The sequence below is a fragment of the Marinicella marina genome (assembly GCF_030065545.1).
GTDB classification, from domain to species: domain Bacteria; phylum Pseudomonadota; class Gammaproteobacteria; order Xanthomonadales; family Marinicellaceae; genus Marinicella; species Marinicella marina.
Genome location: NZ_JASJNC010000002.1, coordinates 192,550 through 218,994, shown reverse-complemented (window position 1 = coordinate 218,994; position 26,445 = coordinate 192,550). Strand labels below are relative to the sequence as shown.

Annotated in this window: 19 protein-coding genes; 6 read left to right on the top strand and 13 right to left on the bottom strand. The window is 43.7% G+C overall.

The window, feature by feature from the left end; translation table 11 throughout:
* The first annotated feature begins 34 nt into the window (after nucleotides 1-34).
* A complete protein-coding gene (locus QNI24_RS03645; RefSeq protein WP_267174925.1) occupies nucleotides 35-742 on the top strand; it encodes a Crp/Fnr family transcriptional regulator in 708 nt (235 codons plus the stop codon).
* Nucleotides 743-860: 118 nt separating this feature from the next.
* Here the strand turns inward: QNI24_RS03645 and QNI24_RS03640 are convergent, their stop codons facing one another.
* From QNI24_RS03640 to QNI24_RS03630, 3 genes are all read right to left on the bottom strand, one after another.
* Nucleotides 861-2,990 (bottom strand): cytochrome D1 domain-containing protein, encoded by a 2,130-nt coding sequence (locus QNI24_RS03640; RefSeq protein WP_283708494.1) that lies wholly within the window; start codon nucleotides 2,988-2,990, stop codon nucleotides 861-863.
* Nucleotides 2,991-3,134: 144 nt separating this feature from the next.
* Nucleotides 3,135-5,321: a TonB-dependent hemoglobin/transferrin/lactoferrin family receptor gene (locus QNI24_RS03635; protein WP_267174924.1), complete on the bottom strand. Its 2,187-nt coding sequence runs from the start codon at nucleotides 5,319-5,321 to the stop codon at nucleotides 3,135-3,137.
* 120 nt (nucleotides 5,322-5,441) lie between these two features.
* Nucleotides 5,442-7,985: an adenosylcobalamin-dependent ribonucleoside-diphosphate reductase gene (locus tag QNI24_RS03630; RefSeq protein ID WP_267174923.1), complete on the bottom strand. Its 2,544-nt coding sequence runs from the start codon at nucleotides 7,983-7,985 to the stop codon at nucleotides 5,442-5,444.
* A 266-nt stretch (nucleotides 7,986-8,251) separates the two neighbouring features.
* Here QNI24_RS03630 and QNI24_RS03625 point away from each other — a divergent pair, with 266 nt between their 5' ends.
* Nucleotides 8,252-9,394, top strand: a complete 1,143-nt coding sequence (locus tag QNI24_RS03625) for an NnrS family protein (RefSeq protein ID WP_283708493.1) — start codon at nucleotides 8,252-8,254, stop codon at nucleotides 9,392-9,394.
* Nucleotides 9,395-9,400: 6 nt separating this feature from the next.
* Here QNI24_RS03625 and QNI24_RS03620 read toward each other — a convergent pair whose 3' ends face one another.
* The 6 genes from QNI24_RS03620 to QNI24_RS03595 all read right to left on the bottom strand — a co-directional run bounded on the left by QNI24_RS03620 (nucleotide 9,401) and on the right by QNI24_RS03595 (nucleotide 15,796).
* Nucleotides 9,401-11,236, bottom strand: a complete 1,836-nt coding sequence (locus QNI24_RS03620) for a nitric oxide reductase activation protein NorD (protein ID WP_267174921.1) — start codon at nucleotides 11,234-11,236, stop codon at nucleotides 9,401-9,403.
* A gap of 51 nt (nucleotides 11,237-11,287) precedes the next feature.
* Nucleotides 11,288-11,668, bottom strand: coding sequence for a hypothetical protein (locus tag QNI24_RS03615; RefSeq protein WP_267174920.1), 381 nt, complete (start codon nucleotides 11,666-11,668; stop codon nucleotides 11,288-11,290).
* A 14-nt stretch (nucleotides 11,669-11,682) separates the two neighbouring features.
* On the bottom strand, nucleotides 11,683-12,492 hold the full coding sequence (locus QNI24_RS03610; RefSeq protein WP_267174919.1) for a CbbQ/NirQ/NorQ/GpvN family protein: 810 nt from the start codon (nucleotides 12,490-12,492) through the stop codon (nucleotides 11,683-11,685).
* A gap of 27 nt (nucleotides 12,493-12,519) precedes the next feature.
* Nucleotides 12,520-13,932, bottom strand: coding sequence for a cbb3-type cytochrome c oxidase subunit I (locus QNI24_RS03605; RefSeq protein ID WP_267174918.1), 1,413 nt, complete (start codon nucleotides 13,930-13,932; stop codon nucleotides 12,520-12,522).
* Nucleotides 13,933-13,943: 11 nt separating this feature from the next.
* Nucleotides 13,944-14,378 carry a c-type cytochrome gene (locus QNI24_RS03600; RefSeq protein WP_267174917.1) on the bottom strand — a complete coding sequence of 145 codons (435 nt, stop codon included), beginning with the start codon at nucleotides 14,376-14,378 and terminating at the stop codon, nucleotides 13,944-13,946.
* Nucleotides 14,379-14,581: 203 nt separating this feature from the next.
* On the bottom strand, nucleotides 14,582-15,796 hold the full coding sequence (locus tag QNI24_RS03595; protein ID WP_267174916.1) for an alginate export family protein: 1,215 nt from the start codon (nucleotides 15,794-15,796) through the stop codon (nucleotides 14,582-14,584).
* A 208-nt stretch (nucleotides 15,797-16,004) separates the two neighbouring features.
* On the opposite strand from QNI24_RS03595, the gene QNI24_RS03590 reads away from it, so the two are divergent.
* On the top strand, nucleotides 16,005-16,598 hold the full coding sequence (locus QNI24_RS03590; RefSeq protein ID WP_267174915.1) for a hypothetical protein: 594 nt from the start codon (nucleotides 16,005-16,007) through the stop codon (nucleotides 16,596-16,598).
* A 129-nt stretch (nucleotides 16,599-16,727) separates the two neighbouring features.
* On the opposite strand, the gene QNI24_RS03585 is transcribed toward QNI24_RS03590, so the two are convergent.
* The 4 genes from QNI24_RS03585 to QNI24_RS03570 all read right to left on the bottom strand — a co-directional run bounded on the left by QNI24_RS03585 (nucleotide 16,728) and on the right by QNI24_RS03570 (nucleotide 23,746).
* Entirely contained in the window at nucleotides 16,728-20,837 is a 4,110-nt protein-coding gene (locus QNI24_RS03585) for a carboxypeptidase-like regulatory domain-containing protein (RefSeq protein ID WP_267174914.1), read from the bottom strand.
* A 121-nt stretch (nucleotides 20,838-20,958) separates the two neighbouring features.
* The gene (gene modB / locus QNI24_RS03580) at nucleotides 20,959-21,645 is read right to left on the bottom strand and encodes a molybdate ABC transporter permease subunit (protein WP_267174913.1); all 687 of its coding nucleotides are present in this window, start codon (nucleotides 21,643-21,645) and stop codon (nucleotides 20,959-20,961) included.
* Nucleotides 21,642-22,385 (bottom strand): molybdate ABC transporter substrate-binding protein, encoded by a 744-nt coding sequence (gene modA / locus QNI24_RS03575; protein ID WP_267174912.1) that lies wholly within the window; start codon nucleotides 22,383-22,385, stop codon nucleotides 21,642-21,644. The genes modB and modA overlap by 4 nt, the downstream gene beginning before the upstream one ends.
* Nucleotides 22,382-23,746 (bottom strand): mechanosensitive ion channel domain-containing protein, encoded by a 1,365-nt coding sequence (locus QNI24_RS03570; protein ID WP_267174911.1) that lies wholly within the window; start codon nucleotides 23,744-23,746, stop codon nucleotides 22,382-22,384. The genes modA and QNI24_RS03570 overlap by 4 nt, the downstream gene beginning before the upstream one ends.
* 141 nt (nucleotides 23,747-23,887) lie before the next feature.
* Between QNI24_RS03570 and glnA the strand changes: the two genes are divergently transcribed.
* From glnA to QNI24_RS03555, 3 genes are all read left to right on the top strand, one after another.
* Complete coding sequence (gene glnA / locus QNI24_RS03565) at nucleotides 23,888-25,291, top strand: type I glutamate--ammonia ligase (RefSeq protein WP_267174910.1); 1,404 nt, start codon at nucleotides 23,888-23,890, stop codon at nucleotides 25,289-25,291.
* Between the two features lie 147 nt (nucleotides 25,292-25,438).
* Nucleotides 25,439-25,837 carry a large-conductance mechanosensitive channel protein MscL gene (gene mscL, locus QNI24_RS03560; RefSeq protein WP_267174909.1) on the top strand — a complete coding sequence of 133 codons (399 nt, stop codon included), beginning with the start codon at nucleotides 25,439-25,441 and terminating at the stop codon, nucleotides 25,835-25,837.
* Nucleotides 25,838-25,934: 97 nt separating this feature from the next.
* Nucleotides 25,935-26,387: a GAF domain-containing protein gene (locus tag QNI24_RS03555; protein ID WP_267174908.1), complete on the top strand. Its 453-nt coding sequence runs from the start codon at nucleotides 25,935-25,937 to the stop codon at nucleotides 26,385-26,387.
* Nucleotides 26,388-26,445: the final 58 nt, after the last annotated feature.

Genomic DNA, 26,445 nt, shown 5'->3' with positions numbered 1-26,445 from the left:
TAAAATCTATGGTTTGTCATAACAATGGATTTAAATGATTCATAAAGATTTGCAGCCCAAAGTGGTGAATGCCTTGCGTGAGAATGTCATGTTCTCAGGCATGAATGATGAACAGTTTGATCGCATTCTAAAGATTGCGGACTTAGTCAAACAAAACCCAGAACAAATGCTGTTCCAGCAAGACACACCGCTTTCACACATATTTTTTGTTTATGATGGCGCCATTAAACTGGTGCGCAGTACCATCAAAGGAGATGAAAAAATCATTGAGGTGGTTTTTCCTGGTCGCACCTTTGCTGAAGGTGTCTTGTTCTCAGGTGCGCCTAAATACCCCGTTACTGCAGTGGCAATGAGGCAATCAATGGTTGTCAGTATTCAGGCCACATCTTTTTTGAATTTGCTGAAAGAGTCTGCAGACTTGTGTATCAACATGCTGGGACATTTGTCTGTGCGGCTGCATTGGATGGTCAAAGAACTCGATAAACAAACCCTGCATAACGCTTCATTCAGGGTAATTGACTACTTTTTATCACAAGTAAATGAGGCTGTCACTGATGAGTTTAATTTAACTCTTTCAGTTCCCAAAAGAGACATAGCCTCGCGTTTATCAATCAAGCCAGAGACATTTTCCAGAGCCCTGAAATCCTTGGAAAATAAACAGCTTATAAAAGTCAAAGAAAAACACATTAAACTGAAAAACGTCTCTGAATTACGTGCGTTACTTGAAACAGAAGCGCTCTGAGAGTAAATCTTTAAGGCAAAAAAAACGCTGCCCTCGGAGGAAGTCAGCGTTTCATTTCAGATGTTTATTTACTTGATATTCTGCTCCCTACCCTCCTTGGTCATTGCAGAACAACTGATCAATAAACATCTTCAACAGTGTTATGAACATTGAATTTACCGGTAGGGGTAATCAAACGTTCATCTTTAATGACATGTTTAAGTTTGCGGGTTTTATCATCTACCACCACAATGGCTGATTTCTGTTCCTTGCCGTTCCACACCGAAAACCACACTTCATCGCCTTTCATGTTGTACTCAGGTTGCACCACTCGTTTGGCACCCTCACCCAGATCAGCCCACTCGGCTATTGGCAATACTTCAAAGCCTGCATCAAAGTCATTGACATCATATACTGCCACGCTTTGTGAAATGGCAGGGTCGGGATTCAGTGGTGAATCAACCCACAAGTTTTGTGATTTTGGATGTGATTTAACAAACAAGGAACCGCCGCCTTGACCATTAAGGGTTCTGACCACTTGCCAAGCATTTTCACTGGAAGCATCAGTACTGAGGAAAGTGATTTTGTCATTCCCTAATGCGCTGGTAATCCATACCGGTCCAAATTCAGGGTCCTCAACGTTGGCGCCACGACCTGGGTGTGGAATTTTATCCACGTCAGTTAATGCCACCAACTTACGATCTTTAGAGTCAACCACCGCAATCTTATCCGACTGATTAGCCGCGGTGAGGAAATACCGCTTGCTGCGATCCCAACCACCGTCATGTAAAAAACGCGCTGCATCAATGGTGGTCACTGTCAAACTTTCAATATCAGCATAATTGACCAGCAAAATTTTACCTGTCTCTTTAATGTTTACAATGAATTCAGGGTGCTGGTGAGAGGCCACAATCGCTGCCACCCGAGGTTCTGGATGGTACTCTTGGGTATCTACAGTCATACCACGGGTTGATACAATCCGCTTAGGTTCCAAAGTATCACCATCCATGATGGTGTACTGTGGCGGCCAATAAGCGCCAGCAATGGCATATTTATCTTCATAACCTTTGTATTTAGAAGTCTCAACGGAGCGAGCTTCCAAGCCAACCTTGATGGTCGCCACAATTTGTGGTGGATTCATGAACAAATCAATCATGTCCACTTTGGCATCGCGACCTATGGTGTAAAAGTAACGACTGGATGCCGAAGGTCTTGAAATATGAACGGCATAGCCGGTCTTAAGGATGCTGACAATCTCTTTGGTGTCACCATCAATGATGGCCACTTCACCTGAATCACGAAGGGTCACCGCAAAAAAGTTCTCATAATTTAACTTATGTTGTGGTTTCTTTGGACGGTCCGCAGGATCCACCAAAACTTTCCAACTGTCTTTCATTTCCTGCATGCCCCACTGTGGCGGCTCTGGCGGCTCATGTTGTAAGAATTTTGCCAAAGTATCGATTTCTTCAACAGTGAAATCACCTGAGGTACCCCAATTGGGCATGCCTGCAGCAGAACCATAAGTAATCAAGGTTTTAAGGTAATCAAGGCCTTTTTCACGGGTGATATCAGTGGTCAACGCTTTACCGGTGGCACCCTTACGTAAAACCCCATGACAACCCGCACAACGTTCAAAATAAATCTTAGTGGCAAAGGCAAATTCATCCTTACTCATGGCTGGACCATCTGAATCAATCATCTGGATGGTGTCCTCAGGATTGATCGCTGAAACCGTGCCCTTATAAGCTGCTTCAGACTCCCCTGTCACCGGATGATCTGCAGCCGCATCTGCAGCCACTTCAACTTCTTTGTTGCGTGCCGCCATGACCTCTGCTGCACTGACCACATAGCCCTCGTTGCCCCAGCTGTTCATTACATAAGTCACCACATTGGCCACTTGCTCATCATTCAAGTAAGCCAGGTTGGGCATCACGGCATTGAATTTTTTACCATTGACAGTGATTTCGCCTTTGAGTCCGCCCAGCACCACATTGATGGCACGGTCTTTATCTGCCAACAGATAATCCGAATCTGCCAGAGGTGGAAAAGCTGTACCTAAGCCAGCACCAGTGGTCTGGTGACAAGCTGCACAATAGGTGTTATAAACCTGTTCCCCAGCAGCCATCTGGCTGGCTAAATCAGTGGCGCCTGCTTTCATCTCTGCTTTGTGAGTGGCTAATGGGTCTTTTTCGGCAGCTTGTTCCGCTGCACAAGCACCCATGCCAACAAATAGCCCTGTAATTAACAGGGTGCGTTTTAAAGTCTTCATGTTTCGCTCCTATGGCTCAGTATTATTTACAATGGGACCCTCAGGCTGTAATTAACCCTGAGACGCCGCTTTATAACTCTTTGTTGCATAATAATTGTTGGTTAAGTGGTTGTAATTGATATAGGTCAACCAGCAAAATCACAATTACCATTGATAAGAATATGAAATTTTTAAATGCCTGGAGGCTTGAGTCATGGCCTCAATGATGGCGTCGTTGTTATCGAAGTTTCGGACTTGTTGCCACAACCAATATTTTTTATTGGTTAAATTAAACAAACCAAACCTCAGCTCACTGCTGGGACTGAGTTTATGGCCAACCAACAAATCAAAAGTGGCAAAACCTGGGGTTTTGAATAATTCTAATTCTGGGTCATCAATCCGCTCTTGGGCACGACTGAATACACCATAAAGGGTCGCATCCCACTCACCATTCACTGACTGCCAAGCCAATGAGCCAGTCGCCTTGGGTGGTGAAACACTGTTCAAAGGTTGGTTAGTGACGTCATTTTCGCCGCGGGTCCAAGCCAGTTGCCAAGCCGTAGAAAACTGCTCATTGATTTGCCAATGATAGTCCATTTCAGCACCGTATATACTCGCCTCTTCAATGTTTCTTGACTGAAAAATCAGAGCCTGTGTATCAGGGTCCAAACCAATCAAATCTCGACTGACAATCAAGTCATCGTATTGGTTATAAAACACATGCCAACTGAGGTCATATTGGTTGCCACTGTGGCGCAAACCAAATTCAAGCCCATCGGATGTTTCTGACTTTAAATCGGGGTTGGGTATGGCTTGATAATTAAACAACGCCAGTCTGAAACCTATGTTGACATCATCATAAGGCGGTGCCCTGAAACCACGGACATACTGCGCATAGAAATTGGTGCTCTGGTTGATGTCGTATAACAGACCAAGTTTGGGTGAAAAATCCGAAGCCCTGATTGAAACCACTGGCACGTCACCAGCCCCGTTATCAAATAAAGCATCTCGTTTGGGTGATAAATCATAATGATCAAAGCGCAAAGCAGGCACCAGCGTCCATGGCGAATCTGCCCAAGTAATTTCATCATGGATAAACAAACCCAACTCTTGCACATCTGTTTGTGGGAAATCTCGCAGCGGGAATGTTTCACCCAAAACAGTTTGGCTCACAACACCGGTGAGCAAATTGGTTTCACTCGCGTCGCGTGATTCTTGTACCTCAGAATGAATGAATTCAAAGCCATAAATCAGTTGGTGTTGGCTGTTCTCAGAAGTGATTGATTGAGTGAAATTCAACTCTAAACCTGTGCGAGCACTGTCAAAATTAAATTGGCGCTGTTGCAATAAAGGAGTACCTCGCCTGGAAAAACGGGTTTCAAAGCTGTGCTGTTCGAAATCCGTATTGGCATGATAAACAAGCAGCCGTCCGTCATCAGCATAACGGCCATCTACAGTGAATTCATAATCGAAATTGAGTTGCTGTTCTGACGATTCATCGTCGCCACTCAATGCAGTGGTGCGCGCAAATCGTCCTTGACCAATGAATGAATTAATCTCAGTAAACTGGTCTTTCTGATTAGCCATCAGTCCAAATGTGAGCTGATTACCGGTATTGGTAGCAATGCTCCATTTACCAAATAAAGACTGCCGATCCCAATCAGCAACATCTTTGGCCAAATCAGAGTTTTCATTAACCACGCCTTTTCCATCACGCTGAGTGACTGAAAGCAATAAACCATGATTATCCAAGCCCCATGCCGAGGTTAAACCGATAAAGCGGCTATGACGCTTGCCATCAAAACCCACTCGCAAGCGATTCCAGTTGGTCTCACCCTGGGCTTTTTCTGCCAATAACAAATTTGGCTCCCAAGTGTTTATGGCCACAATACCACCCAAAGCATCACTGCCATAAAGGGTCGATGCTGGACCATTGAGAACTTCGATTCGCTGAATCAAGTCAATTTCTGGAAAAGTGGCAGTGGCAAAGGAATAAGAGCCTAAATCGAAAGACTTGGCATTGGGTACGCCGTCCACTTCAATGGCCACCCGATTATCGCCAATGCCTCGAACATTCACCCCTGAGGTACCAAAACGAGTGCCGCCATCTTCAATCTGAATATTGGCCTCATACTTGATTGCAGATGCCATGTCTTGACTGATGGTGTTGGTCAATTGCTCGGCTGAAATGACCGCCACATCACCCACCACCTCTTGTACTGGCCTGGGCTGCTTATAAGCCACCACGACCAAGTCATCCAGGTTTTCTATTTCTTCAGTGGTTGGCTTTTCTTGGGCCACCACTGAACCACTGAGCATCATGAAGATGCCAAAACATACTTTATTTTTCATACTTTAATAGACATTTTGTAACAGTAAAGTCTATTTTAGAAAAGTCTCAAACCGAAGTCGTTGACCTGCATCAAGTGGCCAACAATGCAATCGAAATAATATCCAGTTCATCATCGGTAATCATCCACAATGAGAAGCACCACAATTTTTGCAAATCAGGCAGCCCTCTTGGTAGATCAGTTCGTTAGATTGGCAGTTTTCACACACACCTTTACTGACTTTGGTGCCATCTTTGATATAGCGTTTCAAAGCTCGACTGACGCCATTTTTCCATGTGTTAATGGTGGTGCCGTCTAATTGTAAGGAATTGATTAAGTCGACCACTTTTTCAATTGGCATTCCGTGACGTAAAGTGCTTGAAATTAACTTGGCGTAGTTCCAGTATTCTGGGTTGAATTTATGCGACAAACCTTCAATGGTGGTTTTATAGCCCCGTTTATTGGTGAATTGAAAATCATAACGCGAACTGCCATCAGCCTGAGTGTTTTTGATGATCAAGCCAGACTGGATGCTGGTCGGTAAGAATAAACCATCCTCATCATCAGCTAGGCCAGTAAATATTTCATAAGGTTTGTCGTTAATGGTACCGACAAAAGCAATCCATTTTTCCTTGTTGTTGTGAAAACGTACCACCTCAGCTTCAAGCACACTCGGGCGCTTGGTAGGAAAATCAACCAAACCTTCGGTTTTATTCTCTGTGGCTACCAACACCCCAGAACGAGAACCATCTCGGTATACCGTAACACCCTTACAGCCGACTTTCCAAGCCTCCATATACAATTTGTCGACCAAATTTTCATCAACATCAGCCGGTAAATTAATGGTTACACTGATGCTGTGGTCGACCCATTTTTGCACCGCGCCCTGCATCTGTACCTTACTCAACCAATCGACATCATTCGCGGTGGCTTGGTGGTAGGGAGATTGTTCAACCAACGCTTGTATTTGTGCCTGACTGTAATGGCTTTCAACATCATGGCCATTGATTTGCATCCATTGTTTAAAACGAGGGTGAAACACCGCATATTCTTCCCATGAATCGCCCACCTCATCCACAAAATCAATGCGCACATCTTTATCGTTGGGATTAACCTTGCGGCGACGTGTGTAGACCGGTAAAAACACCGGTTCTATACCTGAAGTGGTTTGGGTCATTAAACTGGTGGTGCCAGTGGGTGCAATGGTCAACAGCGCAATGTTACGCCGACCATGACTGAGCATGTCATCGTATAACTCTTTATCCGCTGCTTTTAAGCGCTTGATGAATGGATTCCCGGCCTCACGTTGACTGTCATACACCGCAAAAGCACCCCTTTCTTTGGCCATATTTACCGAAGAGCGGTAACATTCAACGGCCAGGGTTTGGTGTACTTGTTCTGAGAACTGGTTACCTTTTTGGCTGCCATAGCGAATGCCAAGTGCTGCCAACATATCTCCTTCTGCAGTGATACCTATACCGGTCCTGCGACCTTGTTCGGCTTTTTTCTTAATTTTTTGCCACAATTCATGTTCCACCCTTTTGACCTCATCGGACTCAGGATCAGCGGCTATTTTTTCAAGGATTTGGTCAATTTTCTCAAGTTCCAAATCGATAATATCATCCATCAGTCGCAACGCCAGTGCCGCATGTTCTTTAAATAATTTAAAATCAAAACTGGCTGATTGGGTGAACGGATGCTTGACATAGGAAAACAAATTAATCGCCAGCAAACGACAAGAGTCATAGGAACACAAGGGTATTTCACCACATGGGTTGGTGGAAACGGTCTCAAAACCCATCTCCGCATAGCAGTCAGCCACCGATTCACGGATGATGGTGTCCCAAAATAATATACCCGGCTCTGCCGACTGCCAGGCATTGTGAATGATTTTTTTCCACAGTTTTTTGGCCTTGATGGTTTGCGTGAATTGTGGCTCGTGACTGTTGATGGGGTATTTTTGTTGATATATCGCGTTACTGACCACAGCTTGCATAAAAGCATCATCGATGCGTACTGAAACATTGGCTCCAGTGACTTTACCCTGTTCCATCTTGGCATCAATAAAATCTTCAGCATCCGGGTGCTCAATAGACACAGATAGCATCAATGCACCACGTCGTCCGTCTTGTGCTACCTCACGAGTGGAGTTTGAATACCGCTCCATGAAGGGCACGATGCCAGTTGATGTTAAGGCGGAATTTTTTACGGCAGACCCCTTCGGACGAACATGTGATAAATCATGACCCACGCCGCCACGGCGTTTCATTAATTGCACTTGCTCTTCATCTATTTTACAAATACCGCCGTAGGAATCTGCCAAGCCGGTGTTTCCAATAACAAAACAATTTGACAAAGATGCTATTTGATAAGGATTACCTATGCCTGTCATGGGACCACCTTGTGGCACTAAATATTTAAAATCCTTAATCAAATCACAAATTTGAGACTTTGACAGTGGATTCTTATAACTTTTTTCAATCCGAGCAATTTCTGCTGCCAACCTTTGGTGCATGTCATCTGGAGTCAATTCATAAATGTGTCCATGTGAGTCTTTCAAAGCATATTTATTAACCCAAACCCGAGCGGCCAAGTCATCTCCCTTAAAATATTTTAACGCAGCCTCATAAGCCTGCTCCGCAGTGAAGTGAACCTGTTCTGTCTCAGGGGTTGTTTGATTGATCATATTGGCACCTAATGTTTCAAAAATTAGCAGTTATGGCTGTTGATTTATCTTTACCATTTTTCAATAACTTTCGAGAACACACCTTGATTTAAGTCAATGACTTGAATCAGTTTTGAGTGCAATATATTAATTTTTAAATACTTTTACAGCGGCTTGAACGCTTAACTACATTGATAAATTTTTCCACAAAGCAATAACCTTATCAGATGAAACTAAACATCAAACAAACAACAACAGTGCATAACCATAAAATCAGCATCTTGAACATGGCATTTCGACCATTTTTTCTTATGGGCTCATTGTTGGCCATGAGTTATATCATGTTGTGGGTATTATCCTTGTACGGCCAACTGCACTTGGACGTATACGGTGGTATCATGTGGTGGCACATACATGAAATGCTGTTTGGTTTTGTTGGTGCCATTGTGATTGGATTTTTACTGACTGCCGTCAAGACCTGGACCGGACTTCCCAGTGTACATGGCTCAACTTTGGTTTGCTTGGTATTGCTGTGGTTGATGGGTCGCATTTTTATGTTTGCCATCGCATGGTTAAACCCTGGTTTGATTGCATTGATTGATTTGGCTTTCTTACCCATAGCAGGTGCTTTCTTGGCGATACCAATTATTAAAAAACGCATGTGGCGAAATTTAATTTTTCTGCCCATTTTGTTGTTAATGACTTATGCCAATGGTCTGATGCACTGCGCCACTTACCTCAGCGATCCCACTCATCTTATCCGCGCCACCAATCAGCAAGTCTTTTTAGTGACTCTGCTGATGGTTATACTTGGCGGCCGTGTCATTCCGATGTTCACTGCTAATAGTACACAAACCCCTCGAGTAGGCACTATACCCATACTAGAATGGTTTTCAATACTCAGTGTATTGGCACTCGTATTATTGCAGTTCTTACCCTTGGCATTGCCAGCAAAATGGTTGGCTGGACTATTCACATCGGCAGCACTGATACATTTTATCAGGCTATTCAGATGGCGTTTTTGGGTTACATTACGCACACCATTGGTGTGGTCTTTACACCTCAGTTACGCCTGTATTCCATTGGGTTATTTGCTCTTTGCTTTAAGCTTGGTCAGTGATATTTTTAATCGCTCGCAAGCCATTCATACTTTGACTGTTGGTGCCATCAGCTTAATGATTTTAGCCATGATATCAAGGGTATCGCTGGGCCATACTGGAAGAAAAATTGTTGTTGGAAAAACCGTCACTGTGGCTTTTTTACTGGTTTTTGCGGCTTTCATTATTCGAGTTTTCGGTACAAAACTTGGTATGGACATCGCTTATGTTTATGTGGTCGCAGCTGTTATGTGGAGTGCTGCTTTTGCCTTGTATTTAATCAAATACTCTAAACTGTTAATAAGCCCAAGAATTGATAAAAAACCTGGGTGATGATTTTCAAGTAACTAACTGAAAAAATAACTTAGGCAATTTTCTTGGTAAATCCAAGGCATTATTTAAATGAATGAACCCTTGAGCACCGAATAAATAAGGCAAGTAAGTTGAAGCTTCATAATCAATCGAGACACAGAACGGGGTCAGACCCATATCTCGGGCTTCCTGAACTGCCTTTTTGGTATCCTCTAAGCCATAGCGAGTTTCATATTTGTCTAGATCATTGGGTTTACCGTCGGTTAAAATTAACAATAGCTTCTGCTGGCTCTGTTGCTGTTTTAGCTGTTCGCTGGCATACCTGATGGCAGTACCCATGCGGGTGTAGTAAGCTGGCTTCATGGCTTGAATTTTTTCCTCACAATACGCATCAAAGGCATCATCAAAACCTTTTATGTTGTAGTATCGCACTTGACTGCGTTTTTTTGAGGTGAACCCAGCTATGGCAAATCGCTCACCTGCAGCATCCAGTCCAGATGACAACAAATACAATGCCTCTTTAATCACATCTATGACTTTCTTCTCATCATTGACATGGGCATCTGTTGACAGCGATAGATCGGTCAAAATCAAACTCGATAAATCCCTGTTTTGTTTTTTTTGTTGCCGGTACAACAGTGATTCTGTTTGTTGTTGGCGCAGTTGCTGATCTGCTTTAAAATCTAAAACGGCATTGAGGTCTATTTCTTCGCCATCGGCCTGACGGTTATGCCAAGTACTAACTGGTTTCAGCGCTTCAAATTGTCTCTTTAGCAGGCTTGCCTGTTGTTTTAACGTTTCTGACCACTGAGTTTTCTCATCCACCCTCAATTGCATCAGCTGTAAGGCACAGTAATTGGCATGATAGATTTGTTTTTTGTAGTCCCATTCGGGCAGCATAATGCCTTGCTCGATTAGCACATCATCGTAATCACTTGCGGGTAAATCCAAATCCAGGCGTAGTTTGTGGCTGGTCTCACCTTGGTTTATACTCAGTTGATCCAAGTCATCGGCCACGCGAAAAGCATCTTCATCATCACTGTCATCCTCAGTGCGGTCTACATTAATAAATTCAGACCAAGAAAACATGCTTTCTAAACGGAATGAGATAAAACCGTCTTTGCCATCATTATCGGCAACATCTTCAGCTTGGTAACGTTTATTTTTCTGTGCTTTTTTGATCGCATCACTTAACTCAGCTGGTTTTTGCTCTGAGGGCTCATTGCGGCTTAAACTAAGTGCCTGACTCAGCGATAAAGGTCGCAACCAAAGCTTAACTGGCGCAGGCATGTGATCTGGGTCATAACGACCTACACGGTAACTGTGTGGATTTTTTAACACCCCTTGTAGGGCGATTTCAGCTGGTTGAACAACAGCAGGCAATGATTTAATGCTTGGTCTTTGTTGTAATTGGGCATCAAGCAAACGTTGATATAGAGGCTTTAAACCTGGCCATTGTTGTAAGGCCAAATGCGTTAATAGCTGATTGTGCTCTATGACCTTATCAGCCATTGGCGAGTGATTAAAACTGCCTATGGCTGCTAACCAATAGTATAAATCTACGTTGCTTTTTTGGTCAGGAAAGTAATCTATCTTTTCAGGCAAATAAAAGTGATCATTGTTGAAATGTCCTGATTCTGATTTTTTACCCGTTCCAGAAATCTTTTGTACCCAGTTGCGGTGGCTGTGATTCTTGAGCGCAGAAGTATGCCCCAGAGTCATACCCGCATCACCACCCAAAGCGCGAAAAAAAACCGCTAAGCTTTTGCTGATGTCGACTAAATTAATGACCGCTTTGGGATAATGAAAGCTGCTTTTTTTTGTGATGTAGTGATGCCACTTCTGGCCTACCCATTCTTCCATGTCACCACCTGTGCGTTGAGTAATAAAAACATTTATCGAAAACACCAATACTCACTTAAACCACCGACCCAGAACAGGGAAATAATAAACCTTGTTGACATTACTTTTAACCAATCCCAGCAGCCCTGGAATCAAGAAAATGGGCACCACAAAAATATAATAAATTTCAAAAGATATCAAAGCAAATGTACTTTTGTATTGCGCCAGTGACAGTATGAGGATATTTTCACCAACAAATATCAAGGTCGACAAACTGGCAGCCATCCACGCTTGGTTTACCGCAACACAAAGCAATTGATCTTCACTGCTTCGATGTTTCACCCACATGCCAGTTAAAAACAAATACACCACAACAGGAAATAGCAAGTTCAACAACATCAAACCGTAAGCCATTACAGCCTTACCGTGCATTTGATTCTCTACTTCAATCATGAATAATTAATACACTATTCAGTAACAAATTTAGCTTCAACGACCCGCATCAATGCAGATACTGTCTCTTCATCATCGGTCAATGGTTCAATCAATGCTGCCCGACAAGCCTCAGTAACTGCAAGACCATGCTGGATTAATTGGGCAGTGTATATCAACAATCGAGTTGAGGCTGATTCTTCCAAATCATGGTCTTTTAATTGACGCAGATGACCTGCTATTGTCACCAACTCAGTTGCCAAACAAATATCACAACCGCTCTCTTTGGCCACAATTTTAACTTCAGTTGCCGCATCAGGGTAATCAAAACGCATCGCAACAAAACGTTGTCTGGTAGATGGTTTCATGCCTTTGAGTAAGTTTTGATAACCTGGGTTATAGGAGACCACCAACATGAAACCACTGGCTGCTTTGATGATTTCACCGGTGCGGTCAATCGGCAGTATGCGGCGGTCGTCCGTTAAAGGGTGAATAACTACAGTGGTGTCTTTACGTGCTTCGACCACCTCATCTAGGTAACAAATGGCGCCCTCTCTGACCGCTCTGGTCAAAGGCCCATCTTGCCAATAAGTACCATCACTACCAATTAAATGGCGGCCGATTAAATCAGCCGCGCTTAAATCATCATGACAGGCAACTGTATATAACTTCTTACCCAGTTTATCGGCCATGTGTTGCACAAAACGCGTCTTACCACACCCAGTAGGCCCTTTTAATAAGACTGGCAGTTGCTGTTGCCAAGCATGAGTAAACAACGCCACTTCCTCACCTTGAGGTTGATAATATGTGGCTTTATCCTGGTCTATTTTCGTGATCACTTTCATGCCTCAATCTCCTCAGTTAAAGCACATTTATTGTGATTCAAAGGCCGCTGGATCACGCACTAATTTGGGTGCTTTTTCAGTTTCTCCTTTGATAAAGAAGCTCACCAGATAGACAATCAAACCAAGTAAGAAAATCACTCCAGCCACTTCTCGCATCCAATAGAAAAATGCCATTTTGTCCTGCACCACCATGAACGGCAGCGGTGTCTCACTCATGCGTTGTAAGTAAACCTGTAGGATGCCAGCGGCCGTTAAAAACAAGGTGATAAAAACCATTGATACAGTCATCATCCAAAACGCCCACATTTCCACCACTTGGGCTTTGTTTGAATTAGCCACACGCCCTCTCAGTTTGGGCATGGCATAGGAAATGATGCATAACACCACCATCACATAAGCACCATAAAAAGCCATGTGGCCGTGAGCAGCGGTGATCTGGGTGCCATGAGTGAAGTAATTGACTGGAGCTAAAGTATGAAGAAAACCCCAGACACCTGCACCCAAGAACGCCATCACACCGGTGCCCAATGCCCACAAAGTGGCTGCTTTATTAGGGTGGTCTCGTCGTCTCTTGTTAACCATATTAAAGGCAAACAACGTCATCATAAAAAATGGAATGGGTTCCAATGCGGAAAATATCGAACCAAACCAAAGCCAGTAACTGGGTGTGCCTATCCAAAAGTAATGATGGCCAGTACCAATGATGCCGGTGATGAGGGCCATGGCAATGATCAGGTACAACCATTTATCAATCACTTCACGATCAACACCGGTGGTCTTAATTAAAACGAAAGCCAGCAGTGAGCCCAAAATCAACTCCCAGACCCCTTCAACCCATAAATGTACGACCCACCACCAATAGTATTTATCCAAAACCAAATTTTCAGGATTAACAAATGAAAAGAACCACAACAGGACCAAACCAAGCAAACCAGTTAACAACACCATGTTGATGACTGTTTTTCGACCTGATAAAACAGTGACCGCAATGTTATAAAGGAAACCTGCACAAACCAAAGCAATGCCTATTTTGCCAATGGTCGGCTGTTCGAGGAATTCCCTACCCATGGTAGGCAAGAATGAATTGCCAGTCATTTCAGCCAATTTTGCGTAAGGCACCAGTAGGTAACCCAAAATAATCAGCACTCCTGCGCCCAAAAATACCCAGAATAGCAGCTTAGCCAATTTGACCGAGTGTAGTTCCCGTTGCGACTCCTCAGGCACCATATAATAGGCAGCGCCCATAAAGCCAAATAACAACCAAACGATGAGTAAATTGGTGTGAACCATACGCGCCACGTTGAAAGGGATGGCAGGAAATAAGAAGTCACCGATGACATACTGTAAGCCGAGAATGACACCAAACAAAATTTGTCCGACAAACAAACCGATGGCTGCCATGAAGTAAAGTTTTGATACTGCTTGTGATTGATAAGTCATGTTTCGCTCCTTTATCCTTGTATGTTGGGTGGCCAATCTTGGGTATCTATGCCATTGGTGTATTCCAAGAAATCTGCTATCGCATCTAATTCTTCTTCGGTTAAATTAAACTGCGGCATGCTCCTGCGACCCGGGATACCATTGACGGGACGACTTTTGATAAAGGCTTTGATGGCCTCTTTGCTGTTACCAAAACGCTCGTATACATTACCCAATTCAGGTGCGAAATAAGCCCCTTCTCCCAACAGGGTATGACAACCGACACAATTGTTTTCTTCCCAAACACGTTTGCCATGTGCCACCGATTCAGTGATGGCTTGAGAGTTATCGGTTTTAGGGATTTTCCTGTGTGTGTCTACAGTCAGCCCAATGAACAACAACACGAAGAACAAGGAGCCCCCGTAGTAAATGTTCCTGGCCATACTTTTAGTGAATGCTTCTTTCATTGTGACCTCAATTATTGTGATTAAGCCGCCATAAATCGTTGCCTTATGCCATGATATGTTACGGATGCCTTATGTTATTTTTTTATAAACCCAGCTGCCTTGATGTAGGTCAATCAGCGAAAATTAAGTAAAAAAAACCGCGTTCAAAATAAACGCGGTCGCTAGGCACAACCCCATTTCACGGTTGTTTTATTGACTAAAACTCAGTATTTTGCACTCAGCATCAGCCAATATTTATTGCTGTCTGTTTTGATGTCTTGCGCATCGTATTGTGCGGCTTTAAACAACATTGAGAAATTTTTATTGAGCTTTTTAGCCACCGAGAAATCCAGTTCATTGCCAAAATCACCTGATCCACTTTCAGCATCAAACTGGTGGTAGATGACTTGCCAATTAAAACCCTCTATATTGCCTTTGGCGCCAATGAAAACATCTTCCAAGCCTTGGTTTGGCGTGGCTAAAAATTGATCAGCCCAGCCATTGAATGCATGTAATGTAGCCAGTGGTGTTCTGAATGCCGCACCAGCTTGGTTGGTATCGCCTTCCAACACTTCATAGCCTGTAAAAAAAGTCACTTTTTCAAGTGCTAAGCCCAAATCCAAGCGCAGGTAATTGGCATCATAGTTAACTGGATTATTGTGGGCATCTGATTGTGAGGCAAATTCAGCACCGAATGTCATCTTATGTGCAGCCAATGGCCAATGGGTTTTGAATGCAGCGCCAAAAGTTGCGGTAGAAAAAGCCGCTGCATCCTGATTATCAAGGTTGTAATAATAAGTTGTCAGTTGATGACGGTCTTGCCATGTGTTTGACCAGTTGGCCAAAAAACTCTGGTTATCATGGTCACCGGCGGCTACATCCTCGCCGAAGATGCGGTTGACGTTTTCAATATATGACAGAAATAATTTGCTGCCGGCTATTTTGCTGTTGAAAGAAACCGCATCATAGGTTTGTTCATTTTGGCGCCAACCCACACCACCGACAAACCTTTGGTTATCGAGAATAATTCTTTGTCGTCCGATTTTGAGGTCATTGTTTGCATTGAAGGCATAATTAAACCAAGCTTGGTTGATTTCCGTTCCAGTTGGATCGGCCACCACTGGGTATTGCCCATTGTTAGGCGTATTGCCTGCTGCAGCATTGTAATTATCGCCAAACACTTCCATCACATTATCGGCTTCGATGAAAAAGTTGAAGCCTTTGTAGGTGGCCGTTTTGTAGTCCAATCGTGTTAACAGTGTTGATGCATTGGCATTACGATCGAAACCATCTTGATCGACATGTTCAAGGCGGTATCTGAATGATAAGTTGGCGTCACCCGAATTGAATGCTTCGCTCAAAGACTCGGCTGACCAGACAGGTAAACTCATCATACCCAGTCCCAAAGCAGCCAATACATAATTTTTTTTCTTGTTCATCTCTGTTCTCCCATGTATCTCATTAGAAGGGAGTTTAATCAAGATACATTTATTCGCATTGACCTACATCAAGCTGTTATATAGAGCGGATTCAGGACATGCTTTTAACAACATAGGGCGACACTGATTGGATGTGATATCATGCTTCTTTGACTATTAACTGGAAAGTTATCAAGTGCGAATTATTTTTTTAACCTTGCTGTTTTGCATGGGTTGCAGTCAACACCGACTTTATGTGATAGGTGCCGATGATGAACAATTTGACCAGCTGCAAAAAAAACTTAAAAACAGCGGGATTAAAGTCATCAAACAAAACAACCTGACTTCTGAGTTTCATCAACTGACACTGGTCAGTGCCCTTGCTTTTCCGATTGGCAAGGTTGAAGCGGCTGTTGAGCAAAACATTCAGACCACTTTAGCCCATGGGAGAAATCAATTTTATACCGATTCAGCAGGTTTGTATTTCCCAACCCACACACCCAAGATGGTCGACATATTCACCAACACATGTAACAGTTTCTCTATCACTTTCACTACTTTTCAAGACAACTTTTTTAAGTTGGTTATTGAGCAATTCGCTGAAACAGACCAAGGCTATGAATACATTACAAAGGGAGAGCACCACGGCACTTATACCTTCGAGAACAAAACCATGACAGCCACTTCACAAGGAGAATTACTGTTTCATGCTAATGGGTATTTCGAAAACTCAATGCAAGCCGATGGTTTACTGATCACAACTTCAAACATCCCACAAATTAACGACTCCTGCAAAATCATCAAACGTAAGAATCACAAATAATGCCATCACGGTGAAGTTTAATGAGCAGCACTGCATTCACATCAACTGGCATCAATTGTTACACTTTTTAGCACTGCACAATGAGCCTTATCAATAGAAAACAGGCGCCGCCTAGCGGCGCCATAGCGCTCAGTTCAATTCAAAACTGGCGTTAAATATGTCATCTGCCTGTAATTGAAACTCGATCATGGTGGGTTGGTTCAATGTGCTTTCAATTTCAACCCAATCACCAATTTCTGGATCACACAAATTCATGACTGCAGGACCATCCACACATTGTTTGTTGTTGTAAACTTCGTTGTAAAGCCCTGATGAAGCCGGAATATCAGTACTTATTAAGTAGTCATAATAGCCATAAAGATTCTGTGAAAACTTCCCTTCTTGGTTGGTAATGGTTGAAGCGCTGATGCTGCCAGAATTGCGCCAAAAATCTATCACCACACCGGCCATCGGCTCACCGGTGTACCCATTGATTACCGAACCATTGATTCCCTCGATTAAATCCAAGCCCAAATCAATGGACTGATCCTGATCATCAACACCAATCAAAGTTGCAGCTGTGAGATCACAGCCCGATAAATTCCACGGACTACTGCAATCTCCAATTGGGTAGACCTTGGCGTTGTAATCTGATGCAGAACCAGTGATGTAGTATTGGCCACGATTGACCGGAATAGAAACGGCACCTTGGCCATTGGTACTGCGCACCAAACTGCCACTGGTATCAAATACCCTGATGTCGCCATAAATTGCATCACCTGTGTGAGCATTTTTCAAATGAACCACAACACTTGGTTTCTGCTGCAAGGAAAAGTTAATATTGCGTTCAGAATTGACTTCAACAGAGACCAAACTGCCTTGCGACAAGATACAGTCAATACCCAATCCGCGACCACAATCAACACCATCAAACAGTTCAGATTGATGGGCATCATTGCCATCGGCATAAGCAAAAACATAATACAAGCCACTGCTGATATTGCTCAAAACTGCCGTCCCGTCTGAAGTATTGGATTGCATGAGCACATCCAATTCGGCATTAATCAGTTGGACTTCAATACCCGAAATGGGTTGACCGGTTGTTTCATCAACCACTTGTGCCAACACTTTGCCCCTTTCATTGACTTTGAAATCATCAATGACGTGCGATGTAGCGGAATTTACGATAAAGGTGGGACTCAAGTCCAAGCAAGCTTCGGTGTTATTAGACGCGCATTCAATATTCGGGTATGCAGTATATATTCGCCCGCTGTATGAGCCATGTGAGGCCAATATGCGGTAACTGTCTGCTGGCAAAAATATTTCATCGATACTGCCCGTTTCATCAGTCTCTGCATAATAATCGTTGCCAGTGGTTTGGCTGATGAAGCGGATATCAACATCACCAGCGAGACCGCCATTGACATACTCGGTACCATTGATGTCAATTCCACCTCTGGGCCGCATGGTGATGTTGAAATTGGTCAAGAAGTCGCCCTCACCCATTGTGATGGCTTGAGCCTGATTATAATTACAAGGGCTTGGGCAAGGCACGTTGCCATACAGGGTCGACTCATTTATGCCGTCGGTGGTCGCACGCAGGTTGTAATCACCCGGGACCAGTCCAAAAATTTCATACCTACCATTGGCATCGGTGGTGGCGTATTGATCATCCCAGCCGTTGTTCTTATAGGCCCGCACTTGGATTCCTGACAGCGGCTGTCCAATGCTGTTGGTGATTCGACCCTTGATGTGATTAATCACATTCAAATCAAAATCTATGGTTCTGGATTGGTTGGGGCTGACATTGATATTTGTGGCTTGGCTCAATCCACATTCATCGCCGTAGCACTCTACACCTTGGTAATACTGTGAATAATGACCCAATTGATAAGCCTCCACTTTGATTTGACCTGTATACCGAATCAATTCTTCATAAGTTGTTCCACCATGAATTTTTCTGGTAAATAACAATTGATCATTCTGATAGACCTTGATGTATTTCCAGTTATTTCCAGTATTTGCCTCTGCAGTAACCGTCCCCCTCAAAACAAATGCTTTATCAACAATCATGTTAAAACTTCTGTTTTGACCGTAGTTAACTGAGAGCGGTGTGCCATTGGTGGCCTGACAATTTTGATAGCAATTACCCGCACCATAAATATGATCAATGTAGCCACTGGAATAACCAGCATCAAAGATGAAATAGTAATTGTCAGGATAAAGCCCAGCTTCCATCTGGCCTGAGTCATCCAAGCCATAATTTCCTATGTATTGGTTGTTGTCGTTATACACCGTTACGGAACCATTGGTGACGGCTTGACCATTGCGATCATTGATATTAAATGAAATCGTACCCAACTCAGGCAGTGAAAAATTTCTATTCAGGTAGGTCGAATTTCCAGCTACTGTTACTGCTGTTCCTTGAGAGTCATCACATGAAAAAGCACTGGTACATAAATAATTAGGCCAGACTACGCTGGCATAACGGTCTTTACTGGCCCTTAAATAATAATTACCGGCTCGTAGGTTAGATATTTCATAGCTACCATCTGACTGAGTGTATACAGATCTATCGTAGTTGTCACCGTTGAAAACAACACGCACATTTTCAAGTGGCGTATTGTTGTTGTCGGTGACCATGCCTTTGACCGTGGCACCAACTTTTAAGAATATATTTTTATTAATTGCACTGGAGGCATCGATGGTTATGGGGTTACCTTCTGTTGCCGATTCACAGCGCTCACCGAAACCGGAAATGTCAGAGCAAACAATGGACGGGTGCATGGTGGTTTGGTGTTCGTTGTTGTGTCCAGATAAGTAATAAGTGCCAGCGCCCAAACCTGTGAACTCAAAAAAACCATCATTGTTGGTGTAGTCACTGAAGAGATAATTACCATTGGCATCATATAAGTATACTTGAGCAGAGGTGGTTTCATTTTGCGAATTAAAAACTTTACCCTGCAACCTCGCACCAGGACGTAATCTGAAGTTGATGCCAGAGCGATCGTTTGTGCCATTATGACTGACTGCTGTTGCGTCGACAGAATCACATGTATTGTAGCTGTAACCCGTACAGTTTTGATTCAAGTAGTACTGGGCCAGATAGTCATTGGCTCTGGTCCTGACATGATACGAGCCAGCAGCTAGTGGGCTGGATTGCCAGTTGCCTTGATTATCCACGTTGGCCTCTCCAGCATAGCCATTGTTGATGGCATCGTACAATTCAACAGACCTGTAATAAGTAGTGATTGGGTTACCTTGAAAGTCTTTGATATCGCCTTTTAACCGACCATATGGAAGCAAAGTAATATCACCCAAGTCAAGCGTTTCAGCCACCTCAACACTCACTGCTGTGGCCGCGGTGAAATCACAAGGCTGACTGTTGCAAGCAATGTTGTCATACACCTGTGAGCGGTGCTGAGAAGAGGTGAACGAAATAAAGTATGCACTGGAATCTGCAACATAAAAACTGAAGTCACCGGTTGAATAATTGCTGTATACCGAATCGACAAATTCATAATTGGCATCATAAATCATGACTTCTGTGTTGATGCCGTCACCGGTAATTTGATCACTGATGTTACCGGTGATTTTTCCTTCTTTCGATAAGCTGAAATTGATTTGATCGTGTTGTTGGCCATCAATGATAACTATTGGTGTTAATTCATTGGGTTGGCAGCCCATACCCAGCCCTGCTGGACAGGCGTCTCCAGGATAAAACTCAGTCACATAATTATTAGATTTTGAGGCTGATACCAAATAAGCACCATCAGCCAAACCACTGAAAATATACCGACCTACAGAATCGGTGTTTTTATAGCTGATGTACACACCTGAATCACTGTACAAATATACTTGGGCATAGTCTAATGGGTTTTCATTTTCAGCACTCCTGACAAACCCCCTGATGATGCCCTGATCACCGCCCATGTGGTTGGTTTCGCTGCTTGAGACTTGATTGAGATTTGATAAACCAGCTGCATAAAGTGCTTGGTTGAGGGCTTGATACAAGTCTTTGATAGCAGCCTTTTTTGCCTCTGGCACTGCTGCATCAGCGAAGTATTGAATCAATTCAACTTGCTTGGACTGAAGACTCTCAATTAACTGTGGTGAAAACTGAAGGCTGTTGTTTCCTGCTGTGGCTGAATCAAGTCTATGAACTTGGTCAAGCAACTGTGACTGTTCACTGGGGCTGAATAAATCGGCATTGACCATTTGACTGGCCAGTAAAAGCATAATAAGAATGAATCGTTCCATGAAAAAGTCCTGTCGATGAAAAGCGTCTTATTATAATAGCTTGGCTTGATATTAAAAGCTTCAAGCACAGAAAACAGTCAGTTTTATCGGTGTTTATAAAAAAAATTAAAAAACCTATCAATCACTGGACCTGCTTGGGTTTATTTGACTGGTTCAGGTAATAAAGCGCAAAAATCATTACAAACGCCAATACCAACAAAATTGCTGAAAGCACATGTGCTTGAGGATAGTTAAGCATTTCAACTTGATTGTAAATTTCAATCGCAATGACTTTGGTTGCTCCTGGGATGTTGCCACCAACCATCAGTACCACGCCAAATTCCCCTAATGTGTGAGCAAACCCCATCACCGCAGCAGTTAAAAATGCCCTTTTAGACAATGGCAGAGTGACCTTGAAGAACAGCCTCGTTCCTCGTGTACCCAGCGTTTTAGCAGCATCCTGAATGCTTGGGTTGATGCTTTCAAAACCATTTTGTAAGGGTTGCACCACAAAAGGCAGACTGTAGCAAACCGAAGCGATGACCAAACCGCTGAATGAAAAAGTCAATGCAGAACCAGTAACACTGACCCAAAACGCGCCCAACCAACCATCGGGACCCAGCAGCACCAACAAATAAAAGCCCATCACTGTCGGTGGCAAGACAATCGGCAAAGCCACCAAAGTTTCAATCAGCGGTTTCAGTTTTGATTGGGTTTTAGCCAGCCAGTAAGCCAAAGGCGTGGTCAACAGAATCAATACAACAGTGGTCAACCCAGCCAGCTTGAAACTCAACCACAAAGCAGTCAAATCAGGCCATTGCATACTCATTCAGGGCCCTTCAAGTAACCGTACTGTTGCATCACACCCAAGGCCATATGAGATTGAAGAAATACTTTGAATTGCTGATAGATGTGGTTTTTTTGGCTGCGCTTGAGAAAAACCATGCCCTGTTCGATTGGTGCATGCAGGTGAGTGGGAACCAACCACTGGCATTGGTCAGCTGACAATGCGTGATCTGCCAACTGTGACCGAGCCACCAGTCCAACTGTCGCGTTGCCACTGGCTACCATGTGCATCGCTTGTGCCACATTATTACCTATCACTGACTTCTTGCTTAATTGTTGCCACAAGTTTTTGTGCTGAAGGAATTGTTTGGCTGCCAAGCCATAGGGTGCTAGATTCGGGTCAGCAATGGCGATGTGCTTGATGCTGCTGTCTGTCAGCATGGCTTCACAGCTCTGTTTGTCGCTGCCATTGGCCACCAGCACCAATTGACCCGTAGCATAAACCGTCAGTTCATTGGCCAAGTTTTGCGACACCAACATGGCAGGGCGCTTGATGTCTGCAGCCATCAGCACATCGAAAGGGGCGCCCTGTTTGATCTGTGCATACAACTGTCCGGTGGCCCCGGCACTGATTAATATTTCATGCCCATACTGTTGTTCGAATAAGACTGCCAAATGACTTAAAGTGGCATGGAAATTACTGGCCACTGCAATATTTAATTGTTCAGCCGCTGCCAACCTTTGATTCAGCAGCAATATTAAAATCAGACAAACTTTAATCATTCATCTTTGATCAAATTATTGTCTGAATCGCTCAATTGGTTTTCAGCTGATTGCTTCCTGATGTCATCAACATCGTTTGATAAGTCGGCCTCTGTGGCATTGTGTTCGGGCTCAACTGAAGTTTTTGCATGTTGTTTTTCACTCGATTGCTGTTGAGCATGAGTGATGTTAATGCCCTCGGGAAAGACCACTTCTCGAGCCTCATCAGGCATTGAAATTTCAGCCTCATCAAAAGCTTTCTTGATCAGGCGTATGACTGCGGATTTGACCTTGGTGGCACTGTGCTTTTCTCCATTCACCCAAAAATACACTTTCAAGTTAACCGTCGCCGCCCCCAGCGTGTCGACCAATACTTGGGGCTCAGGCTGATCGAGAACAGCCAGGTGGTTTTGCAGTACTTTCCCTGCTATGGCTTGGGCATTGGAAATGTTATCGCCGTAGCCAATACCTACCACGAAGGTTTTGCGGATGTTGGGGTTGGCGGTGACATTTACGATGGTATTTTTATAAATGATGGCATTGGGTATGTGGATGTGGTTGCCTTCCAAGGTCATGATGACCGTACCTCTGGTTGTCACACTTTGAACCACGCCTTGGTGTCCATCGACCACGATGTAATCACCAATCTTAAATGGTCGCTGCACGCTGATTAACACACTGGCCAAAAAATTCTCGGCAATGTCTTTGAATGCGATACCAATCACCAAACCCAGTAACCCGGTACCACCAATCACTGTGACTGCTAAGTTGGTTAAACCTGTTAATTGCAGCACCATGTAAATGCCAACCACCACAACAGGCACCGCAAACAATCGAGAACCCATGCGTAAGACGAACGGATTGTGAATTTTATTGGCCAATAATCTCGTGGCCATAGAAACAATCACTTTAGCCACCAACCAGGTCAGCAAAAGCACAATCAGTGCGATGCTGAGTTTGGGCAAAGAACGGATGAACTTTTCATACAAATTCACCGCCTCATTGACCGCAGGATCCAAATCCCATTGCTCAGGCATGCGCACTTCTATGTTGTTAACCACCGCAATCACACCTTCGGTGCGGTTGGCAGCCGCATCAACCCATGCTTTATTATCAGAATCTTGGGTCCAACCCTCAAGTACCAGCACCCCTTCGGTGACGGTAACTTTCGCTTCTTTGATGCGCTCACTGACTTTAAGTATGTTACTGAACCTGTCTTTGATGGCTTCATCACTGACTTTTTGACTGACTTCTATTTGCTGCTGGGTGTCAGTCCAAGTAGATGGTTCGGCGGCTTTTTCTGTCTCATCTTGGGATCTGACTGATCCACTGCATGACAACAACAGCAACACAATGCAGATTAAATTTTTAGTATGGGACATCAATTCTCCGGCATTCAGTAGGTATTAGCATGAATCTATCTTAAGTCAAATTGTCACTTGATTCCACGCAGAATTGCGTATGTTTTTAAAATCGTCATAACCTTAAAATACGCGCATTCTTAAAACACAAAGGTTACTTGAATGAGCGATAAAATTTTAAATCTAATAAAAGACGAGAACATTGATTTTGTGGACCTGAGGTTTTGTGACACAGCTGGTAAAGAACACCACGTGACTTTACCGACATCACAGGTTGATGAAGAGTTATTCGAGGACGGAAAAATGTTCGACGGCTCGTCTATCAATGGTTGGAAAGGCATCAATGAATCTGACATGGTTCTCATGCCTGAGCCTGACACTGCCTTTATTGATCCATTCAGTCAATACCCAACCTTGGTCATTCGCTGTGACATTTTGGAACCTAACACCATGCAAGGCTATGAACGTGATCCACGTTCGATTGCCAAGCGTGCAGAGGCTTTCTTGAATCAATCTGGTATTGCTGATACTGCTTTCTTTGGTCCTGAACCTGAGTTTTTCGTTTTTGACGGCGTCAGCTGGAAAACCGATGCCAATGACTGTCGCTATGAAATTTACTCACGCGAAGGCGCTTGGGAATCTGGCAGCGATGCCACTGAAAACTCCGGCCACAGACCACGCGTTAAGGGTGGCTACTTCCCAGTACCGCCGGTTGATTCATTGAATGACTTGCGTTCTGCCATGTGTAAGGTAATGCAAGACATGGGCCTAGAAATTGAAGTGCACCACCACGAAGTGGGTACCGCTGGCCAGTGTGAAATTGGTGCAAAATTCAATACCCTGGTGAAAAAGGCCGATGAAGTATTGATGATGAAATACGCTGTACACAACGTCGCCCATGATTATGGCTACACTGCCACTTTCATGCCCAAACCAATCGTTGGTGATAACGGCTCAGGCATGCACGTTCACCAGTCATTGAGTAAAGGCGGTGATAACTTATTTACTGGTGACGGCTATGGTGGTCTGTCTGAGACCGCTTTGCATTACATCGGTGGTATTTTCAAACATGCCCGCGCCATCAACGCATTTGCCAACGCGTCAACCAACTCCTACCGTCGCTTGGTACCTGGCTTCGAAGCACCGGTGATGTTGGCCTACTCAGCACGTAACCGCTCTGCCTCAGTTCGTATTCCATTTGTTAACAACCCCAAAGCACGCCGCATTGAAGTGCGATTCGGTGACCCTATGGGTAACCCATATTTGATGTTTGCGGCGATGATGATGGCCGGTCTTGATGGCATCAAAAATAAGATTGATCCAGGTTCAGCCATGGACAAAGATTTGTACGATTTACCACCAGAGGAAGCCAAAGACATCCCAACAGTTTGTCACTCTTTGGATCAAGCTTTGGAAGCATTGGATAACGATCGCGACTTTTTGAAAGCAGGCGGTGTATTCACTGATGACGTGATTGATGGTTTCATCGAGTTAAAACAAGCGGAAGTTGATCGCATCCGCATGGCAACACACCCTGCCGAATTTGACATGTACTATTCATTATAAAACAGCATTCAAATTCAAATAAAAAAGCCCGCCCAAAGCGGGCTTTTTACTTTGTTTAACAAAATTTTTCCCCAATCAGTCCATTCGCAATTAAAATAATTAGCCGAACATACAACATGAGATTATTAACAACAGAGGAGAATGAATATGGGAATGATGACAGAATTTAAAAAGTTCGCAGTCAAAGGCAATGTCATGGACATGGCCGTCGGTATTATCATAGGTGCCGCTTTTGGCAAGATTGTTGCGGCCTTTGTCAGTGGTGTATTGATGCCACCACTGGGATTATTGATTGGCGGCGTGGACTTTTCTGATTTGGAATATGTGCTCAAGCCAGCAACAGAATCGGCTGAGGCAGTGGCCATACAATGGGGCGCTTTTGTCCAAACCACCATCGATTTTCTGATCATCGCTTTTGCTGTATTTATGGTGGTCAAGGTCATGAATAATCTAAAGAAAAAAGAGGAAGAAGCACCGGCTGCGCCGCCCGAGCCATCGAATGAAGAAAAATTATTGGCTGAAATCAGGGATTTATTAAAAAAATAAACCACGCAGTTTAAACACTTTAAATGGGGCTTTGAATATGGCTTGAATTGCCATAACTTCAGCCCCATTGTTGTTTTTTTTAGGCATAATATCCCTCATGAGCCAATCTTATTCACTGTTATTAAAACAACTCGAAGCCTTGTTGTCTGTTGAAACAGACCCACAAGCCAATGCAGCCAACTTGTCATCTTTTTTGTACCATAATTTAGATGATGTTAATTGGTTGGGCTTTTATTACCAACTAGGTGAAGAACTGGTGCTTGGCCCGTTTCATGGACAGCCCGCCTGTACCCGCTTAACAATTGGCCAGGGCGTCTGTGGTACGGCTTTTGCTAACCAAACCACAGAAGTGGTCAAGGACGTTCACGCGTTTGCCGGTCATGTGGCTTGTGATGCCGCCTCTGAATCTGAAATAGTGGTGCCATTTTATACCAATCAAATCAGTGGTGTGTTGGATGTCGACAGCCCCGTCTTGAATCGTTTTGGTGCAGCTGAAAAAGAATTCTTCGAAGCGGTTGTTACTATTTTTGTAAAGTCACTCAAGCATTAACTGATTGGATTGGTGACCTTAGACACATTAATTCATTCAGTGACTTGAGTTAAAATCA

What these genes read in the sequence shown, in the direction of transcription:
- QNI24_RS03640 (WP_283708494.1), bottom strand. Translation starts at nt 2,990, where the DNA reads ATGAAGACTTTAAAACGCACCCTGTTAATTACAGGGCTATTTGTTGGC.
- glnA (WP_267174910.1), top strand. Translation starts at nt 23,888, where the DNA reads ATGAGCGATAAAATTTTAAATCTAATAAAAGACGAGAACATTGATTTT.
- modB (WP_267174913.1), bottom strand. Translation starts at nt 21,645, where the DNA reads ATGAGTATGCAATGGCCTGATTTGACTGCTTTGTGGTTGAGTTTCAAG.
- QNI24_RS03595 (WP_267174916.1), bottom strand. Translation starts at nt 15,796, where the DNA reads ATGAACAAGAAAAAAAATTATGTATTGGCTGCTTTGGGACTGGGTATG.
- mscL (WP_267174909.1), top strand. Translation starts at nt 25,439, where the DNA reads ATGGGAATGATGACAGAATTTAAAAAGTTCGCAGTCAAAGGCAATGTC.
- QNI24_RS03600 (WP_267174917.1), bottom strand. Translation starts at nt 14,378, where the DNA reads ATGAAAGAAGCATTCACTAAAAGTATGGCCAGGAACATTTACTACGGG.
- QNI24_RS03590 (WP_267174915.1), top strand. Translation starts at nt 16,005, where the DNA reads ATGGGTTGCAGTCAACACCGACTTTATGTGATAGGTGCCGATGATGAA.
- QNI24_RS03620 (WP_267174921.1), bottom strand. Translation starts at nt 11,236, where the DNA reads ATGGAAGAATGGGTAGGCCAGAAGTGGCATCACTACATCACAAAAAAA.
- QNI24_RS03570 (WP_267174911.1), bottom strand. Translation starts at nt 23,746, where the DNA reads ATGTCCCATACTAAAAATTTAATCTGCATTGTGTTGCTGTTGTTGTCA.
- QNI24_RS03615 (WP_267174920.1), bottom strand. Translation starts at nt 11,668, where the DNA reads ATGATTGAAGTAGAGAATCAAATGCACGGTAAGGCTGTAATGGCTTAC.
- QNI24_RS03635 (WP_267174924.1), bottom strand. Translation starts at nt 5,321, where the DNA reads ATGAAAAATAAAGTATGTTTTGGCATCTTCATGATGCTCAGTGGTTCA.
- QNI24_RS03625 (WP_283708493.1), top strand. Translation starts at nt 8,252, where the DNA reads ATGGCATTTCGACCATTTTTTCTTATGGGCTCATTGTTGGCCATGAGT.
- QNI24_RS03605 (WP_267174918.1), bottom strand. Translation starts at nt 13,932, where the DNA reads ATGACTTATCAATCACAAGCAGTATCAAAACTTTACTTCATGGCAGCC.
- modA (WP_267174912.1), bottom strand. Translation starts at nt 22,385, where the DNA reads ATGATTAAAGTTTGTCTGATTTTAATATTGCTGCTGAATCAAAGGTTG.
- QNI24_RS03645 (WP_267174925.1), top strand. Translation starts at nt 35, where the DNA reads ATGATTCATAAAGATTTGCAGCCCAAAGTGGTGAATGCCTTGCGTGAG.
- QNI24_RS03585 (WP_267174914.1), bottom strand. Translation starts at nt 20,837, where the DNA reads ATGGAACGATTCATTCTTATTATGCTTTTACTGGCCAGTCAAATGGTC.
- QNI24_RS03610 (WP_267174919.1), bottom strand. Translation starts at nt 12,492, where the DNA reads ATGAAAGTGATCACGAAAATAGACCAGGATAAAGCCACATATTATCAA.
- QNI24_RS03630 (WP_267174923.1), bottom strand. Translation starts at nt 7,985, where the DNA reads ATGATCAATCAAACAACCCCTGAGACAGAACAGGTTCACTTCACTGCG.
- QNI24_RS03555 (WP_267174908.1), top strand. Translation starts at nt 25,935, where the DNA reads ATGAGCCAATCTTATTCACTGTTATTAAAACAACTCGAAGCCTTGTTG.